The 18,370-nt window shown below is 62.0% G+C and carries 8 protein-coding genes; 4 read left to right on the top strand and 4 right to left on the bottom strand.

Annotation, left to right across the window (positions count from 1 at the left end; all coding sequences use genetic code 11):
- Positions 1-423: 423 nt before the first annotated feature.
- The 4 genes from Q7P63_15445 to Q7P63_15430 all read right to left on the bottom strand — a co-directional run bounded on the left by Q7P63_15445 (position 424) and on the right by Q7P63_15430 (position 9,531).
- Positions 424-3,870 (bottom strand): caspase family protein, encoded by a 3,447-nt coding sequence (locus Q7P63_15445; GenBank protein MDP0501487.1) that lies wholly within the window; start codon positions 3,868-3,870, stop codon positions 424-426.
- Positions 3,871-3,882: 12 nt separating this feature from the next.
- Complete coding sequence (locus Q7P63_15440; protein ID MDP0501486.1) at positions 3,883-7,233, bottom strand: caspase family protein; 3,351 nt, start codon at positions 7,231-7,233, stop codon at positions 3,883-3,885.
- Positions 7,234-7,239: 6 nt separating this feature from the next.
- Positions 7,240-8,658 (bottom strand): DUF4384 domain-containing protein, encoded by a 1,419-nt coding sequence (locus Q7P63_15435; GenBank protein MDP0501485.1) that lies wholly within the window; start codon positions 8,656-8,658, stop codon positions 7,240-7,242.
- A 174-nt stretch (positions 8,659-8,832) separates the two neighbouring features.
- Positions 8,833-9,531, bottom strand: a complete 699-nt coding sequence (locus tag Q7P63_15430; GenBank protein ID MDP0501484.1) for a hypothetical protein — start codon at positions 9,529-9,531, stop codon at positions 8,833-8,835.
- A gap of 170 nt (positions 9,532-9,701) precedes the next feature.
- Here Q7P63_15430 and Q7P63_15425 point away from each other — a divergent pair, with 170 nt between their 5' ends.
- From Q7P63_15425 to Q7P63_15410, 4 genes are all read left to right on the top strand, one after another.
- On the top strand, positions 9,702-10,763 hold the full coding sequence (locus Q7P63_15425) for a putative zinc-binding peptidase (protein MDP0501483.1): 1,062 nt from the start codon (positions 9,702-9,704) through the stop codon (positions 10,761-10,763).
- A gap of 172 nt (positions 10,764-10,935) precedes the next feature.
- Entirely contained in the window at positions 10,936-14,364 is a 3,429-nt protein-coding gene (locus Q7P63_15420) for a transglutaminase family protein (GenBank protein MDP0501482.1), read from the top strand.
- Positions 14,365-14,462: 98 nt separating this feature from the next.
- Positions 14,463-17,006 (top strand): circularly permuted type 2 ATP-grasp protein, encoded by a 2,544-nt coding sequence (locus tag Q7P63_15415; GenBank protein ID MDP0501481.1) that lies wholly within the window; start codon positions 14,463-14,465, stop codon positions 17,004-17,006.
- A gap of 3 nt (positions 17,007-17,009) precedes the next feature.
- Positions 17,010-17,939, top strand: coding sequence for a transglutaminase family protein (locus tag Q7P63_15410; protein ID MDP0501480.1), 930 nt, complete (start codon positions 17,010-17,012; stop codon positions 17,937-17,939).
- The last annotated feature ends 431 nt before the right edge of the window (positions 17,940-18,370 follow it).

The following is an 18,370-nucleotide window of genomic DNA, read 5'->3' as shown; positions in this document are numbered from 1 at the left end:
GTAACCGCAGAAATCCAACGATTCGCCTGCTCGAAGACGCTCTTTTCTTGATCTAACCATCCCGATTCTGCGGAAAAGTCTACTTCTACTTGCATTACTCCACTCTGGAAGGAGAGCAGCTTTATTCCGTCGTCCGTCGTTACGAACTCGATCCCCAAGGCGGTGGCTTGGCGACCAGCAGACTGAGATCACGAACTACCGGGCCAAAGGAACTTACCTGCATGGCTACTTCGGCCCTCATGGCGTCTACGCGCTGGCCAAAAATGACGGACGCGCCCATCGCCTTCGTAGAAGCCCCCTTGAGGGCCGATCCGCTCGTATCGGCCCTCGACAGTAAAGCGCGACGCCTGGTTTACGTAACGGAAGACGCCGGTGCCGAAGAGCCGCCACACCTGCTTTCCGAGACTGGCATTTTCGATAACTTTAACGCACCACGGCCAGCGGGAAGTCTTGCCCGTAGCCGTAGGTGACGGGGTATTGCGGCTCGCCTTTTTTCTCGGCCGTAACCTCCGGCACCTGCGCTTCCAGATACGCCTTCAATTCGTTGACCGACACCAGTCGGTCGCCCGAGTCGGCGGCACCGTCGAGCGCCTGGAGCAGGGTATAGGTAAAGGCACCGTGCCCCAGCTCATCAAACTCGGCGGCAAACTGTTCGCTGCCGGTTGCGGTGAGCCAGTGCGTGCCCGTGCTGCGCGCCAGTTGGGCAATGGCCTTTTCCTCGACCGCCCCCCGCTGGGCCACCGTTTTGAGCGCACCGGCAGACTGGCAGGCGTCGAGGATGAAAAGCTGCTTCTGCGCGGCAATATCGCGCGAAAACTCCAGCAGGCTATCGCTCGACACCCCGAGCTGTCGCAGCAAGCGGTCTTCGCCGTAGAGCTGTGTGATCTCGTAGGGCGCGAGGTAAAACTTCGGCTCGGTCTCGTCCGACATCACGCCGTGGCCAGCGTAGTAGAAGATGAAAACGTCGCCCGGGTTGGCCTCGCTGCGGATCGTCTCCAGCGTCGTGAGGATGTTTTCGCGCGTAGCCTCGGCATCGTAGAGCGTATAGACATTCGTCTGGCTGAAGACCGCTTCGCTTCTGCGCAAGGCCGCCGCGACGGCCTCGGCGTCGGCGCGGGCGTAGTTGAGGTTGTAAGCCGGGTTGCGGTAGGCGTTGATGCCGACCACCATCAGGTGTAGCGACAATCCTCCCTGCGACTCCGGTGCGGCAGCTTCGGAGTAGACGATCAGCTCGTCGGGCATGGACTCGGTGCCTTGCTCGTTGATCGCCACTGCGCGGAAACGGTTTTTACCCGGAGTGAGCGCAAAAGTATGCGTAGCCGATTTGGTGAAGGTCTCGCTTATAGGCGCATCCTCATCGTCTTCGACAAACAGGCCGCGCGTGCCACCCGTCACCAGCTTGCCGTTGTGGTAGAGGCGTAAGTCAGCAATAGGCGAGCCTTCGCAAGTTGCCTCCAACTGGAGCGTCACCTCTGGCGTCGGCAGTTCAAAGGTCTCGTATTCGTCTTCCACGCTGAGGCCCCGGGTCGCAGGCCCGGCCACGCTCAAGGTCAACTTGGGCGCGTAACGCAAGTCGGAGACGGGGATCGTGGGGCGCGGCGTCAGCCCCTTGACCAGCGAGCCGAGCAGGCGTGGGCGGTAAAACTCCTCGAAGTAGGCGGCAAGCGGCGTAATCTGCTCCCCCTGCCGAAACATCAACTGATCGTGCAGCGAGTTTTCGGAGCTGAAAAGCCCGGTGGCCGGGTGCCTCACCAGCCATTTTTGCGGCGACTCGAAAAGCTGGATCTCTGCGATCACGGCCTGCTCCTTTAAGTCGATCAGCCGTAGCAATTCCTCGGTCGCCGAATCCGCGATCAGAAAGCGATCGGAGCCAATGAAGCTTATCTTGCGGGGCGTCGCCGGGAGCGTAACGGTGCTGACTTGCTTGCCGTCCGCCAGGCTGGTTACTTTGAGCTGAAAAGCACTGGCATTGCCGTAATGGCCACCGCGCCCCACCGCCAAAGTGCCCGCCGCATTATAGGCGAGGAACTGGCCCACATCCATGCGCCGTGCTGGCTCGCCGGTGGAGGTAAACAGACAGTTTGCGGCTCCCACGGCGTTGTTTCCGTTCACGTAGAGCTGGGAACCATCGGGGCTGAAGCGCAAATGGTCGAAATAGGCCCACTCGCTCGTCTCCGTCTTGCTCCAGCGCAGCTCTCCGGTCGCGACCGTCCGGCACTCCAGCACGTCAACGGCTCTGCCTTCGCGGATGGTCTGGTAAGCGTAAGCGAAAATCTCCCCATCGGGAGAAAGCGCGACGATCTGCTCCCGCTTCAGGCTGAAGTTGGTCGTCACCGCCAAAGGAGCCCGGGCGAGCCGCTGCCCGTTTTCGAGATCAAACACCGTGACCTCTGTCTCGTGGTGTAATGCGATGCGACGTCCGTCACGTGAGAGCGAGAAAAAGCGCGTCTTCGGGGCCATCGCCTGAGCGAGCGTATCGACCTCCAGCTTGCCGGCCTCTGTGGTCGGGGTGGCCAAGGTCGCCCTCCACGCGCCGACCAGCTTCCACTCGCGCGCAGCCGGATCGTAATAAGCCTGGGCCGGTCCGATCCGCGTGTCGGGCTCAGCTAAGGGCTCGCTCGTGATGCCCGCCTCGGTGAAGCTGACGCGACGAAAGGCATTGCCCCGGCGCACCACCAGTTCGAACTCGTCCGGGCGGGTGTAAAAAGCCTCCGGAGTATAGGTCGGCTCGGTCCACTGCCCACGGAATACCTCCGCCTGCGGGTCGAACAGCTCCAGATACGTGGCGCTGACGTCACGGGTGCCTGGGATGACGCTCGACTGCGCCAGCAGCGGACGTGCCCCACCGTTGGGTTGACGGTATTGCAGGGCCGCATTTGTCCATCGGTCCGGCAGGTGCACCGCTTGGGTCAGTTGCCCGCCTTTCAGATCGTAAGTCCAGAATGTATCTCCAGCCGTCAGGACGAGAGGGTCGTCTGGATGCGTTGGGAGCAGCGTCTGCACGCCGTAGCGGTAGGGCACGGCAAAAAGCGGCGCCGGCGTCAACGTCGCCAGATCGAGCGTGCCGAAACGATTCTGCTCGCCCTCCACCGCACGGGTCAGCAACCGCCCATCCGGCAGCAGGCCTTGCACGGCAGTCGAACCGGGTAGATTCTGGATCACCTTGCCCGTCGCCAGCTCAAAGACGATCGCGGGATCCTGTGATTGCGGAAAAGTAACGGTTCCGATTTTTCCTGCGGCATCGACCGAAAGGCTCTTGCCTTCGCTGCTCGCAAAGGGCTGGTCGAAGGTGATCACCTGGGTATGCGTTTCTTGGCCGGTGGCGATATCCAGCCGGCCCAAGGTGAGGCTCCGGCGGTCGGAGTCATAACTCGTCCAGTACAATGTCTGAGTGGCCGCAACAAAGCGGTAGCCAAAGGGCCGGAACCGGCGAAACTGCGCGCTGGGCTTGGAAAAATCGAGGTCGTCGAAGACGAAGACGTTTTGCGTGGTGCAGACCAATACCTGCCGCGGCTTGTCCGTAAACCAGGCGGCGACGATGTCCTGCGCATAGCGGGGGTGCGTGCCGGCGGTCGGCTGCTCGTAAGTGGCGATAGGTGCGCGGTGGGCGACATCCCAGATCTTCAGCGTGCGCTCGTCGGTGCTCAGCAGATAGCGACCGTCTGCCGATTGATCCAGTGCGCGAATCGCGTGACGATGCAGCGATGGCGTCAGCAAGACTGGAGGCGGAGGTGGTTCGGCCTCTGTTGCGGGCGTCAGCGAAGGATCCAGAGAGGGATCCTGGATAAACTGCTCATACTGCGCGTTCAGGGATGCCGTGCAGAGGCTGGCCCCCAGCACAAGACGCATGAGTCGGTCGAGGTTTCGCATGAGGCGCGGCGATTAGGGGAGAAGGGCAACGGGGAAATCCTGACCATAGCCGTAGCTGGCCGGGTATTGCGGCGCTCCCTTGTAGCGCTGAGTGACTTCCGGCAGCTCGGCTTCGAGGTAGGCCTTCAGCTCGTTGACCGTGACGCGGCGATCCCCCGCATCGGCTTCGCCGCCCAGTCCCTGGATCAGGGTGTGCGTGAACGCGCCGTGCCCGAGGTCGGCAAATTCGGTCGCAAACTGCGAGGCCGAGGAGGCTGCGATCCAGTGCGTGCCCGTCGCCCTCGCAAGCTGGGCCAGTGCTTTCTCCTGCGAAGCGCCACGCTGGGCAAAGGCCTGCAGGGCACCGCCCGAGTTACAGGCGTCGAGGATGAAGAGCTGCTTTTGCGCCCGGATGGAGGCCGAAAGCTGCTGGAGCTGATGGGCGGCGATACCGTTCTCCGTCAGGCTTTGGCTTTCGCCGTAGATGCGCGTGACGTCGTGCGGGATCAGGTAAAACTGCTGGTTGGCCTGAGACATCACGCCGTGGCCCGCAAAGTAGAAAATGAATACGTCTTGCGGTTGCGCCGCCGCCTTGACGCGCTCGAACGCGGCCAGGATACCGTCGTGTGTCGCCTCGGCGTCGCTGAGTTGGTGCGTCTCGATCTGTTCGAACAGGTCGCGGTTGGCCGACTCCAACAGCGTGCGGATACCTTGGGCGTCGGCCACGGCAAAGTTGAGGTTGTATTCGCGGTTGCGGTATTCATTGACGCCCACCACGAGCAGGTGGAGGTGCGGAGCGCGACGCTCGGCCAGTTTTTGCTCCAGCAGGGCCTGGGGCGGGTTGAGCACCAGCGTTTCGGAGGTCGCACTGACGCCCGCTTCGTCGATCGCCGTCACGTAAAAGCGGTTTTCCTCCAACAGCAGCTCTACTTCGATGCGGCCTTTGCTGGCGGCGAACTCAGACCGGCTCAAGCTCTGCACCAGCTTGTCGTTTTGGTAGACGCGCAGCTCGGTCAGCGGATGCTGTCGGGCCTCGACGTTGACAAACAGCCGGTGTTGCAAGGCCGAAACCCAGCGCGAATTGAAGTCCGTAATCCGCGGCGGCTGGATGTAGGCGGGCAAAGGCTCGTCTTCGCCCACCGCGTCGGCGCCCAAGGCCGTGACGAGCAAATCGGGTTGGTAGGCACGCTCAAACAGGCTCTTGAGCGGGGTCGGGCGAGTGCCGCGCAAGAGGTAACCCGTATCGCGGATGGCGGCCGAGGCATCGAAGTAGCCAGCCGGGCTCTCCGCCAGATAGGAGCCCGACGGACCGTAGAACTGCATCTGCAGGGCCACACGCAGCCCGGTGCTTTCGGGCTCGACGAACACCAGCGCCCCGGTGTCCAGCACCGCCACGATGTGACGTCCATCTCCGTAACGGTGCAGTTGGGAGATCTTGCTCTCCAGCTCCTGCTGCCGAGCTGTAGGGGTTGCAGTTGAAAGATCGATTTCCACCAAGGTGCTCCCCCTCGCCAGATAGACCTTCAATTTTGCGGAATCGAAAAAGAACGGGCCTGATTCACCTTCGGCAGGCTTCAGCCCCGCGATGGGGGTCGTAACGATCTCACCACTTTCGGTCGAGACGGTTGCCAGCTCACCCGCCTGCAAGTCGATCAAGCGCACCTCTGCGGCGGGGTAGTCGATCAGTTGGTAATGAGGGTGGGGCAGCGCGACCGAGAGCAGTGGCTGCGGATAATCTTCCGTCGTGGGGAAAGGCAGCAGCTCCAGCGTCGCCGTGCGCTGCTCCACGTCGTAATCGTCCCAAGTCACCGACCAGATGAGGCGCGCAAGCCCTTGTTCATCGGCCGCAAACAGATATTCCGGCATCGTTCCATCGACGACGCCTCCCAGGCTGTGAATGATCGGCGCTTCACCCAAGCGATGCAGGGTGGTGTCGCGGTTGTTGAGGGCGATGATCCACTGGCCCGAGGGCGAAATGACCGGCGGGCTGACATAAATCGGATCGGTGGTGATTTGAGGAGGCGATTCATAGACCAGCGACTGCGAGCTGGGGAAATCGCTTGCTGACAACTGCTCCAAAGGCGGGTCGAACAGCCCGTGAAAGAGGACTTGCTCGCCATCTGCCGTGAACTGCGCTTCCCATGCCGCCGGGCCGCGGGCTTGATGTTTCAGGCCGGATGAGGTCGTGCGAAACAGGTGCACACCTTCTTCCTCGTCGAACGCAAAAAACTCTGGGCGGGTAGGGTGAAAGGCGAAGTTCTCAAAGCCATAGGGCGCACTCCCGCCAGCGTCGTAGCTAGCAACGGTCTTGCCTTGCGGGTCGAGCCGTAGCAGCCGGTAAGGCTCGCCGTATCGGCTGTATTCGCCGACCACGTCGCCGCGGATGGTGGTAGCATAAAAATACGACTCCGGCAGCTCGGCCCGCTCACGCTCGGGCCAGGCATCACGATCGGGGATCGCCACGTTGCGCAAGGTTTTCAGCGTGCCGCTTTCCAGATAGTCGCGGTATAACTGAGTGGCACCGTTTTCCTGCGCTTCGCGGTAGGCGATCACCTGCCCTGGCTCGTGCAGGTGGAACTCCACGCCTGGCACCTTCAGCTCGCGCACGATCTTGCCGCTGTAGGGGTCGATCAACGTGTAGGCGTAGTCGGGGTTGGCGCTCCACTCCAGCACTTCGCGGCGGTCGTTGGTCCAGCGCAACGAACTATCGAGCAAGCGCTGGGTATCCCCCTCCGCCAGCGTCGAAAGCACCTTGGTATTTCCCGTCTGCAGGTCCAGCTCGACAAAGCGCTGCACGCCCCAACTCCGGGAGTCCCACTGGTTCGTCGGCTCATCTGCGTCGCGTAGCACCAGCACCATGCGGTCGGGCTGGCGAGCGGGCAGCGTCTGGACGTGCTCGATCCAGCGCATTTTGGCGGGCTCTAGCACGGCCAGTTGCTGGGGGTCGCCCTTGCCGCTGGCGTCGACGGCATGCAAGACCAGGCGCTCGGTTTCCCATTGGCCCGGCTCACTGCTCATCGTCACGATTCGTTGACCATCATCGCTCAGGAAGAGGCCAGAGATGGTCGGGATCGTGGCAATATGCTTCACTTCCCCTGTTTCCAGCTCCAGCGCAAACAGACCCTTGTCGCTTTCGGTAAAATACAGCCGTTTGCCATCGGCCGAAAACAGTTGGGCGGAAGCATCGGGGCTGGAGATGACATAGCTCGGCCGCAAGGTCTGGCTGTCGTGCAAGGTAAAGCCGGTGTCGTTGGAGGCGACCACGTATCGTTGGTCTGGGTCGGCACGCAGGAGGTCGAGCGAGGAGGCCAGCCAGCTGGCATCGACGCCGGAAACTGACAGACCGATCAGCGAGAGGGAGGCGAGACGGGAAAGCGAAAGCATGAGAGACTAATCGTGTTGAATTTCGACCATCAGCGGGACGACGCTGCCGCGGGTCTTCTGGGTAACGGTGAAGCCGATCTGGTCGGGGTCGAACTGGATATATTGCTCGGGCACGATGCGTGAACCGAGTGCCTGGGCCACCTTGAGCGAGAGGGTGCCCGAATTGGCTTCCATCGCCGCCTTGAGCGCTTCGACGTCGAGCGGCTCTTCCGAGTAGAGCATTAGCAGATAGTCGGTGCCGGGCTGCCGGTCCATCCGCACCACTTTGCGCTCGGAGGGGAAGGCAATCGTGCTATTCGGCCCGATATGCGGCGACATGTTGTCCTGAAACGGCAGGATGGTCGTAATCTCGCCCGTCAGATCGGTTGCGAAGGCATAGAGGTAGCAGTCGGTATTGGTGGTGATGTAAAAACGGAAGCGCGTGCCCGAAGCATAGGAGCGCGCCATGCGGTAGCCGACGTAGCGCGTCTGGTTGCTGCGATCTTCCGGCGGCACCACCTTGATGGCCGCCATGGGCGTGCCGTCGCGCTCTTCAAACGCAACCTTGCCCTGCAGCAGCGGAGGCAGCTCGGGCGTCTTGCCATCGGGCCCCGGCCTCGGGGTAGGGCGGGCAGGGCGCTTGCCGTAGGCCTGCAACGCCATGATGCAGTTGCGGTTGAAATCTTCGTAAGGGATCCAGACGAAGCCTTTGTCACCCCAGCGCGTGCCCCAGCTATTCATGACCCGCATCGAGCCGCCTGCGCGGGCATCGTCGTAGCCCACCACCACCATGGCGTGGAGCCCGTGTTGTCCTGTGGGGCCTCGGTCGCTCTCCTGCTCTTTCCACACCGCGCCAGACTGGTAAAAGCTCTGGTGCACCTTGAAGCCGATTACGACCGGGCTGCCCTCCGAGAGCGACTTCTTGACCGACAGGGTTTTGATCGGATCGGTATCGGCCAGGTCGGTGCCGTAGAGGATTTGATAATCGAGAATCGGGTAGGCGGTCGCTTCCAGCATCGCGTCTGTCCCAATGGCCGAACCGCAGAGGTAGGGCACGGTAGCCAGGGTTGGGATGCCCACCGAGCGCAGCAGCTCCAGTGCCGCCACCGGGCTAGAGCCCTGCATGCAGTCCAGATCGCTCTCGTCCTTGATCTTCTCGTAGACGAACGTCGGCGAGAATATATGGCGATCTAGCTGGGCGCGCGACGTCTGTTGTTGCTCGATCCCGTAAAGGATCGTGCGCAAGTGGTAGCCTACCGCAAACGCCGTGCAGGTGGAGTAGCGGCCTTGGTCTCCGGGGGTCGGACAATACTTCTCCAGGTTCGCCGCAACCGGCAGGTTGGCGTAAGTATCTGCCGTCACCGGCGCTTTGTAAGGCACCGCCCGGTAGGCCTGAACGTCGAAGATCAGGCCCGTGCCCTTTTGGGGCTCGTCTTGCGCCGACAAGGTTAAACCAAGGCCTAGCCCGACGGCGGCCAACAAAAACAGAGACTTACAGGGAGACATGATACGAGTGAGATTGCCTACGAACGAGATAAGCACAATTCACCGCATCGAACAGCGCAAAGTAACCCCCGAGCCTAACTTCACGAATTTCTTAAGCTTGCGCGAGGCTAACGATCATGGGGTCGCCTGATTCGGGGCCTGCAAAGTCGTGCGTTCCAGATCTTCAGGTGAGAGGATCGGTTTGCCGATTTTTTCCTGATAGCCCTTCGCCTTGCGGGCCGAATCCAGATTCACCTCGGGGTAGATTTCCTGAGCATGCGCGAGATCCTCTTCAAACGCGTCTTCCACGATGAAATACCCACTGTCGAGGACGACAGTACCCAGCATATTCTCGGCGTAGGTATGCTTGGCATTGAAGCGGCCGATATAAGTGACTTCTCCGGGCTTGACTTCGAACGGCATCGAAAACTCCAGCGAACGGTGCGTTATGCTGGTGTTGTAATACTGCTCGTAGAAGCCATATTCATACAGCTCATATTCTCCGGCCGGTAGCGCCAGCAGATAAACGTGGCCCAGCCCATCGGGAAAGTCGTTTTTGCTCTTGTACATGCCCCCAGGGCTGAAGCGCAGCGTGCCTTCGTGCTTACCTCCCACTGGGCGGTAATGCAGGGAATAGGCGGAAAATGTCTTCGCGGTTATCCCCAGCATTCCTTCCGGTCGCTTTTCCTCCACCGTCAGCACCGCAAGCACATAGCCGTGGGTTGCGCCCAGTTGGGTAGCTTTTCCCCGCTGCACCGCATTGGGATTTTGATGCGGGTTGCAACTCGTGAGACAGGCCAGGATAATGATGGGCAGGATAAACAGCAGCTTCATGACCTTCAAAGCAGTGACTAGGGTAAATTCGTTAGTCAAGCGCGGAGCAGGGCAGGGTACACGTCACCTGCAGGGCCAAATCATCGCTCTGCCATTGTGCGGCAGGGGGATTTGGGCGATAGGTAGCCGAGTGCCGCTGCGGCGGTGCTGGTGCAACGTTGTCTCTCTTTATGAAGCTCTTTTTTTGTCAGCAGTGCGGCAATGCCGTGTATTTCGAGAATACGTCGTGCGTGCGTTGTGGTGCGCACCTGGGTTTTGTGCCGGAGATCGCCAAGCTGGTAAACTTTGAGGTGGCCAGCGAAACCTCGTGGCGACGAATGGGCGACCGCCGCGAATTTCGCCCCTGTGCCAATCGCGACCACCATTTGAGCTGCAACTGGATGGTGCCGGCGGAGAGCGAAAGCGAATTCTGCCTCTCATGCAGCCTCAGCCGCACAATCCCCAACCTCGACGACGAGCGGCGGATCGAGCTGTGGGTAGACATCGAGCGGGCCAAGCGCCGGCTGATCTACTCGCTGCTGCGCTTTGGGCTGATCGGCGAAAACGGGCACCCGCTTCCCCAGCCGCAGTTCGACCTGCTCTCGCCCGAAGTGCAAAAAGACCCGGTGATGACGGGGCACGCCAACGGGCTGATCACTCTGAACATCGAGGAGGCCGACCCCGCCCACCGCGAAAAGGTACGCTCGGAGCTGGACGAGCCGTATCGCACGCTCTTGGGGCACTTTCGGCATGAGTCGGCCCACTTTTATTGGGAAGCGTTTTTCGGCGCAGGGCAGGGGGTCGAGGAATTTCGCCGTGTCTTTGGCGATGAGCGGGAAGATTACCAGAAGGCTCTTGAGGCCCACTATGCCCAAGGTCCGCAGCCGGGCTGGGAGCAGCAGTTTGTAACCGCCTACGCCGCTTCCCACCCCTGGGAAGACTGGGCCGAGACCTGGGCCCACTACTTCCACATCGTGGATCTGCTGGAGACCGCCTTGCACTTTGGGATCAACCTGCGCCCAGACTTGCGCGGCCAACTGGAAGCCGATGCCAGCGCGGCCAGCTTCGACCCGTATACGGCAGACGACTTCCCCACCATCGTGGATCGCTGGTTGCCCATCACGCTGGCACTGAATAGCCTGAACCGCAGCATTGGCCAGCCCGACGCCTATCCCTTCGTCCTGTCCTCCGCCGTGACGGAAAAGCTGGCCTATATCCACCGCCTGGTGCGGGAGCGAGGCGTGGTATCCTGAGACCGATGCAGGAAAGCGAAGCGGTGGTATAAGCTGTTCTTGCCTCAGGCCCCAACGGGTTATATGACTTCGTGCAACAAAGGAAGAGATCCCCGTATTTTGGGACTGGTTCCTGCTGCAGCCGTTTCGATTCTCCCCAACTAGGGGTAACCCGTTATTTCCCGAAGTATCCATGGCCATTCACGCCAGTCTGTACCACTGCACCCATTACAAGTATGAACGCCCGGTGACGCTTTACCCGCAGGTCATCCGCCTGCGCCCGGCACCTCACTGCCGCACGCCGATCGTCAGCTACTCGCTGAAGGCGTCGCCGGAGGGCTACTTCATCAACTGGCAGCAAGACCCGCACGGCAACTACCTGGCCCGGATCGTCTACCCCGAGAAAATCACCGAGTTCAAGGTGGAGGTCGACGTGGTGGCCGAGATGACGGTGGTCAACCCCTTCGATTTCTTCCTGGAAGACTACGCCGAGCAGTTTCCCTTCGCCTACAAGAGCAACGCCTTGCGCGATCTCGAGCCCTTCATGGATACCAGCGAATCGGAGGGCCCGCTGTTCGAGGAATATTTTAAACAGTTCGTGGGCATTGAGAAACAGACGGTCCACTTTCTGGTCGATTTAAACCAGCGGATCCAGCAAGACATCGGTTACATCGTCCGGATGGAGCCGGGGGTCCAGACACCGGAGGAAACGCTGCAAAAACGTACCGGCTCCTGTCGCGACAGTGCATGGCTGCTCGTGCACGTCCTGCGCCGCCTCGGCTTGGCCGCCCGCTTCGCCAGCGGTTACCTGATCCAGCTCACACCCGATATCAAGAGTATCGACGGCCCGTCTGGAACGGAGAACGATTTTACCGACTTGCACGCCTGGGCGGAAGTGTTCCTGCCCGGCGCCGGTTGGGTGGGGCTCGACCCGACCAGCGGCTTGCTCGCCGGCGAAGGCCACATCCCGCTGGCCTGCTCACCACATCCCATCGGCGCAGCCCCCATCACCGGCGGCGTGGAGCCCAACAAGACCGAGTTTGACTTTGCGATGGAGGTCAAGCGGGTGCGCGAAGCCCCGCGGGTCACATACCCTTACGACGATGCCGCCTGGCAACGCCTCAACGCTTTGGGCAACGAGGTCGACCGGCGGCTGCAGGCGGGCGACGTCCGCCTGACGATGGGAGGCGAGCCCACCTTCGTCTCAATCGACGATCCAGACGGCCCGGAATGGAACGTGGCCGCAGTAGGGCCGGGCAAGCGTCGCCTGAGCGAGGTGCTGCTGCGCAAGATGCGGGCGACCTACGGCAAAGGCGGCTTTACCCACTACGGCCAAGGTAAATGGTATCCGGGCGAATCCCTGCCGCGCTGGGCACTCACCTGCTACTGGCGCCGCGACGGCGAATCCATCTGGGGCGACCCGCGCTGGCTCGCGTCCATCGACCAGGACTACGGCTTCAAGGCCGCCGATGCGGAGCGTTTTTCCCGTGAGCTGTGCGCCACGATGGGCATCACGGCCGAGTATGTAGAAGCGGCCTACGAAGACATCTGGTATTACCTCTGGAAAGAGCAGAAGCTGCCGGTCAACGTCGACCCGCTGGAGTCGAAATTATCCGACCCCGAAGAGCGCGCTCGCCTGGGCCGCGTCTTCGAATCCGGGCTCGACAACCCGCGCGGCTATATCCTGCCGCTGCAACAGATGTGGCAGGCTCGGGCCAGCGGCCTGCGTTGGCGCACCGGCCCTTGGTGCTCGCGCCAGCAAAACATCTACCTGCTGCCCGGCGATTCGCCCATCGGCCTGCGCCTGCCGATCGATGGACTGCCGTGGGTCAGTGCGGCCAATTACCCTTACATCATCCATCCCGACCCCACTTCGCCAGTTGCTCCGCTGCCGCCGCACCAAGCCTTTCTGCGGCAGTTCGAAGAGCGTGCGCGGGCGCTGCTCCAGTCGTCGCGACGCGGCGAATCGACTGGCGAATTCGGCCCCCGGAGCCAACCCGGCTCCAGCATCGGCGGACCGGAAGACACGCTGGCCCAACCGGAGGCCGGTGGTCGTGGCCGCGTGCGCTCCAAGCGAACTGCCATGCCGCAGCAGGAGGCCTCGGAGGCCGTCCGCACAGCCCTGTGCATCGAAGCCCGCAACGGCCAGCTCTTTGTCTTCTTCCCGCCCGTTTCGAGCACCGACGCCTATCTGGAGCTGCTCTCGGCGGTAGAAGCGACAGCAGCCCGGCTGGAAATGCCCGTCTTTATCGAAGGCGAGCGCCCGCCGCCCGACCCGCGCCTCGAATCCTTCAGCATCACGCCCGACCCGGGGGTAATCGAAGTCAACATCCACCCGTCGCAGTCGTGGAGCGAACTGGTCTCGCGCACCGAAACGCTGTACCAGCTAGCCCGCGAATCGCGCTTGGGCACGGAGAAGTTCATGCTCGACGGCCGCCACTGCGGCACCGGCGGGGGCAATCACATCGTGCTTGGGGCCGCTACGCCCCTGGAAAGCCCGTTCCTGCGCCGCCCGGATCTGCTCCGCAGCATGCTGGCTTATTGGCACCAGCACCCATCGCTTTCCTACATGTTCTCGGGGCTCTTCGTGGGGCCGACGAGCCAGAGCCCGCGCGTAGACGAGGCCCGCAACGACTCGCTCTACGAGCTGGAGCTTGCTTTCCGCGAAGTCGACAAGATCGGCGAAGCCCCGCCGTCGTGGCTGGTCGACCGTATCTTCCGCAACCTGCTGATCGACGTTACGGGCAATACCCACCGAGCCGAATTCTGCATCGACAAGCTCTACAACCCCGACCGTTCGAGCGGTCGCCTAGGTTTGCTGGAGCTGCGCAGCTTCGAGATGCCGCCTCATGCCCGTATGAGCCTGGCACAGCAGCTTTTATTGCGCGCGCTGGTCGCGTGGTTCTGGGAGCGCCCCTACAACCCGCAGCGTCTCTCGCGCTGGGGCACGCAGCTGCATGACCGCTGGATGCTGCCGCACTTTGTGTGGGAAGACTTCAAGGAAGTCCTTACCGATCTGGGCCGCGCGGGCCTGCCGTTCGAGCAACTGTGGTTCCAGTCGCACCGTGAGTTCCGCTTCCCCGGCTACGGCCACATCACCTTTGGCGAAACCGAGCTCGAGCTGCGCCAGGCCCTGGAGCCGTGGCACGTGATGGGCGAAGAAGGCTTTGCGGGCGGCACCGTGCGCTTCGTCGATTCGTCGGTCGAACGCCTGCAGGTGCGCGTGACCCACTTCAATGCCGACCGCTACATCGTGGCCTGCAACGGTCGCAAATGCCCGCTGGTGCCGACCAAGGTCGAGGGCGAATTCGTGGCTGGCGTCCGCTACCGTGCCTGGCAGCCGCCGTCTGGCCTGCACCCCACTCAGCCGGTCGACACTCCGCTGGTCTTCGACATCATCGACACCTGGTCCCAACGGTCGATGGCTGGCTGCACCTACCACGTCGGTCACCCGGGCGGGCGTAACTACGATCACTTCCCGATCAACAGCTATGAGGCCGAAGGGCGCCGCCGCGCACGCTTCGAGCCGATCGGCCATACGCCGGGTCAACTCAACCGCCTGCCGGAAGACGAGATCAACCCCGACTTCCCGTTGACGCTCGACCTCCGCCGCAACCGCTAGATCCGCCGACATGCTTGCCCTGAACCGCGTCCGATACGATGGCGCGGTTTGGGTTTGCCGTCTGTAATTTCGGACCTAGAAGATCCGATATATCCTCTATGACCCCTCCTAATCGTGATTCCGGCATCATGGCTCCGCCAGCCGGGCTCAGTTCCGTTTTTGGCAGCTACCACAAACCCTCCGGCCACTACGATGAATTGCTGGATGCGAAGGGCGATGTCCGCGCCAACTGGAAAATAGCGGCGGCGGAGGTCGAAGCGCTCGGAGTCGAAGGATTTCGCCAGCGCGCCGACCAGGTGCGCCGCATCGTGCAGGAAAACGGGGTCACTTACAGCGGTTACAGCGACGACGGCGCCGCCCGCCCATGGGTAATGGATCCGCTACCGATGATTCTGAGTTATCAGGAGTGGCGGGAACTTGACCATGGCCTGCGGCAGCGCGTGACGCTTCTCAACCGCATCCTGGAAGATGTGTATGGAGAGCAGCACTTGCTCAAAGACCGCGTCTTGCCGCCTTCGCTGATTCTGGGCAATCCCCACTTTCTGCGGCCGCTCCACGGCTTTCGTCCGCCGGGCGGGACCTTCGTGCACCTGTATGCCGCCGACCTCGCGCGCTCGCCCGACGGGCGCTGGTGGGTGCTTTCGGACCGCCTCGATACGCCCTCGGGCATTGGCTACGCACTGGAAAACCGGTTTGTGACCCAACGCGCTTTGTCGGACATTTTCCGTGCGGTCGACCCGTTGCGCCTGCGCCCGTTTTTCCAGAGCATGCTCGAATCGTTCGAGCTGCTCGTGCAACGGCGCACCGAGCACCCGATGATCGTGCTGCTTTCTCCGGGGCCGGGGCACGAAGCCTATTTCGAACACGCCTTCTTTGCTCGCAATCTCGGCTATCCGCTGGTGGAGGGTGCCGACCTCACCACCCGCGACCAAAAGGTGTTTCTCAAGACGGTGGGCGGCCTCAAGCAGGTCGACGTGATCATCCGCTCCGTGCAGTCACCCTTGGCCGACCCTCTGGAGCTGGATTCGGAAAGCCTGCTGGGGGTGCCGGGGCTGGTCCAAGCTGCTCGCGCGGGCAACGTGGCAATCGCCAACAGCCTGGGCAGCGGCATTGCGGAATCTCCGGCATTGGCGGCGTTCCTGCCCCAGCTCTGTACGCACCTGCTGGGCGAAAGCCTGAGTCTGCCGTCCGCGCGCACTTGGTGGTGCGGCGATGAGCCGTCGCTGGCCTATGTGATGGAACACCTCGACCAGCTCGTCATCAAGCCGGTGATTCGTCGAAAGGTCGGCGAGGCCCAATATGGAGGCAACCTCGACGTAGTCGCGTTGGACAAGCTGCGCCGCCAGATACTGGCCAAGCCGGGCGACTTCTGCGCGCAGGAAATGGTAGCGCGGGCGACGGTGCCGGCCTTGAACCCGCTGGGAGAAACGGTGCCGCGCCACTTCCTCATGCGGGTCTTCCTGGTCGCGACGGAGCATGGCTACGAGATGATGCCCGGGGGGCTGAGTCGGCTCACCGGCGTGTCCGACCACCACAGCCTGGCTATCGCGGAAGGTGGCACCAGCAAAGACACCTGGGTGCTCTCGCATCCGGAGCTGCCGACGCGCGACCACCCTCTGCCGCACACCGGCCCCGTGCGTATCCGCCGCTCGACTGCCGAGCTGACCAGTCGCGATGCGGACAACCTTTTCTGGCTGGGCCGCTATCTGGAGCGGGGTGACTTTCTGGCGCGCCTCTTGCGCTTGATCTTCAACGAACTGCGCGAGAGTACCGGGCAAACCGCCAACACGGCCTTGTTGCCCTTCGTCCGCACCGTCTTGAGCGATGAGCTGGATGAGCCGGAAATCGACTGGCTGGAGCTGGAGCGTCGCGTGACGGACCTCGTCTGGAGCCAGCAGGCGCCGGGCAACCTCAGTTCTTGCTTGCTGAGCCTCGGGCGCGCGTCCTTTGCCATCCGCGAGCGGCTATCGCTCGATGCCACCGCCCTGATTTCCCAGCTAGAGCGTTTTGCGGCTCCGCGGCGCTCCAGCAGTGCCAGCTCTCGCCTCGACCCGGCCGAGCGGCTGAACGACATCCTGATGGTTCTCGCCGGCCTGGCGGGGACCATTTCCGAAAACATGACGCGCGCGCTCGACTGGCACTTCCTTGAAATGGGACGCCGCCTGGAGCGTTCGCAAAATGTGATCGAGCTGCTGCAGCAGGTCTTTTCCAAGCCCGGGCCGTATTCCGAACCGCTCTTGGCCAACCTGCTCGTGGCGGCCGACAGCCGCTACACCTACGCCAGCCGCTACCTCACGAATCTCCAGCCGGAGGCCGTGGTCGACTTGATCCTGCTCGACCCAAGCAACCCGCGTTCGGTGGCGTTTCAGGCCCAAGCGGTCACGCAGCACCTTGAGCACTTGCCGGTCCTCGAAACCGAAGAGCCGCAGACCGAGCGCCGACGGCTGGCCCGCCGCGTCGCGGCCGAGCTGGACCTCGCCAACGTGCGCGAACTCTTGCAACCGGCCCGCCTGACCGGAATCCCGCGTCTCCACCGCATGCTGAGGACGCTCAGTGAACAGCTGCTCGACCTTGCGGACGGTCTGGCGCAGCACTATTTTGCTCACGCGGACGGTAACGACCTGTCCTCACGGCTCGATTAACGCATGGCCCTTTATCGCATACGCCATACGACCACCTATGAATACGGCGGCGCTGTGACCTCGTCGCACCAGGTGGCGCGAGTCGAGCCGCTGCAAGGGTGGGGGCAGGTGCTCCATCGCTTCGACTTCCGCGTGAGCCCGGAGCCGCGCGACCTCATCCGGCGTCTGGATTATTTCCAGAATCCGGTCCGGTTCTTCAGCGTGTTCGAGCCGCACCCGCGGTTGGAGGTGGAGGCCGTCAGCCTTGTTTCGGTCCAGCGCCGCACGCCCGTGATGTCGAAGCTGACCCCGACTTGCGGAGAAGTCCGGGCGGAGATGCGGGCCCCCAGCAGCGCTGATGCACTCGCGGCGGCCGACTTTACCTACGAATCTCCCCGCATCCCGCTGTTAAAGGATGCGCGGGACTTTGCCCAGAGCACGCTGGCGGACGACCGCCCGGTGCTGGAGGCTACGCTGGCTTTGGCGCAAAAGATCTTCCGCACCTTCAAGTTCATGCCGGGCGTCACCAACGCCTACTCGCCGATCAGCGATTTCATCAAAGCGCGCAAGGGCGTGTGTCAGGACTTCGCGCACTTCATGATCGCCTGCCTGCGGGCCTGCGGCTTGCCGGCGGCCTACGTCAGCGGCTACATTCGCACCATCCCGCCGCCGGGCAAGGAGCGCCTGGTAGGGGCCGACGCCTCACACGCCTGGGTGTCGATCTATGTGCCGCAACTGGGCTGGGTGGATGTCGACCCGACCAACAACGTAGCGGTGAAGGAAGACCATATCGTGGTCGCCCGGGGGCGTGATTATGCAGACGTGTCGCTCTTGCGCGGCACCATTCTTGGCGGCGGCCCGCAACTGATCCGCGTCGCCGTGACGGTGGAGCCGCTCGAAGACACGCCGGCCGCCGAAGCACGATCCGTTGCCGGTGGCCGCGCTCGGCGGTAGAAACACTGTTCCGAAAGGGTGCATCAGGGTATGCTGAACGTCAGCACGAGCAACGTGCGCTAAAGGCTGCACCACATTACCTGCCTTTCAAAGGGTGGCGCGGATGCGTGCCACCCTTTTTGTATCTTTCTTCTCAAAGAGGGCTCCTCAGGACGTTATGTTTTTATCTTCTAAAACTGAGAGTGTGATAAAAATCGACCATATCTTCATACGATCCTCTTGTAAAAATCGTTCATAGCGCTGCTTAATATGATCATAAGCGTTGGGATTCGTATGAAAATACCGCATGAACTGATTCTTATATCATATTGAAATTAATGCAGTTAAGAATCATTAGCGTTAGCTCTACAGTAGGAAATTGAGTGAGAATTTTCACACATTTGTCACTGATGCCATTAGGAATGCCACCGGTGGCATATGCGGTGCTCAAA

The organism is Verrucomicrobiota bacterium JB022 (assembly GCA_030673845.1).
Classification (GTDB): Bacteria; Verrucomicrobiota; Verrucomicrobiia; order Opitutales; family Oceanipulchritudinaceae; genus WOUP01.
Note: the sequence above shows the minus strand (reverse complement) of the source record. Positions and strands in the feature narration are given on the sequence as shown.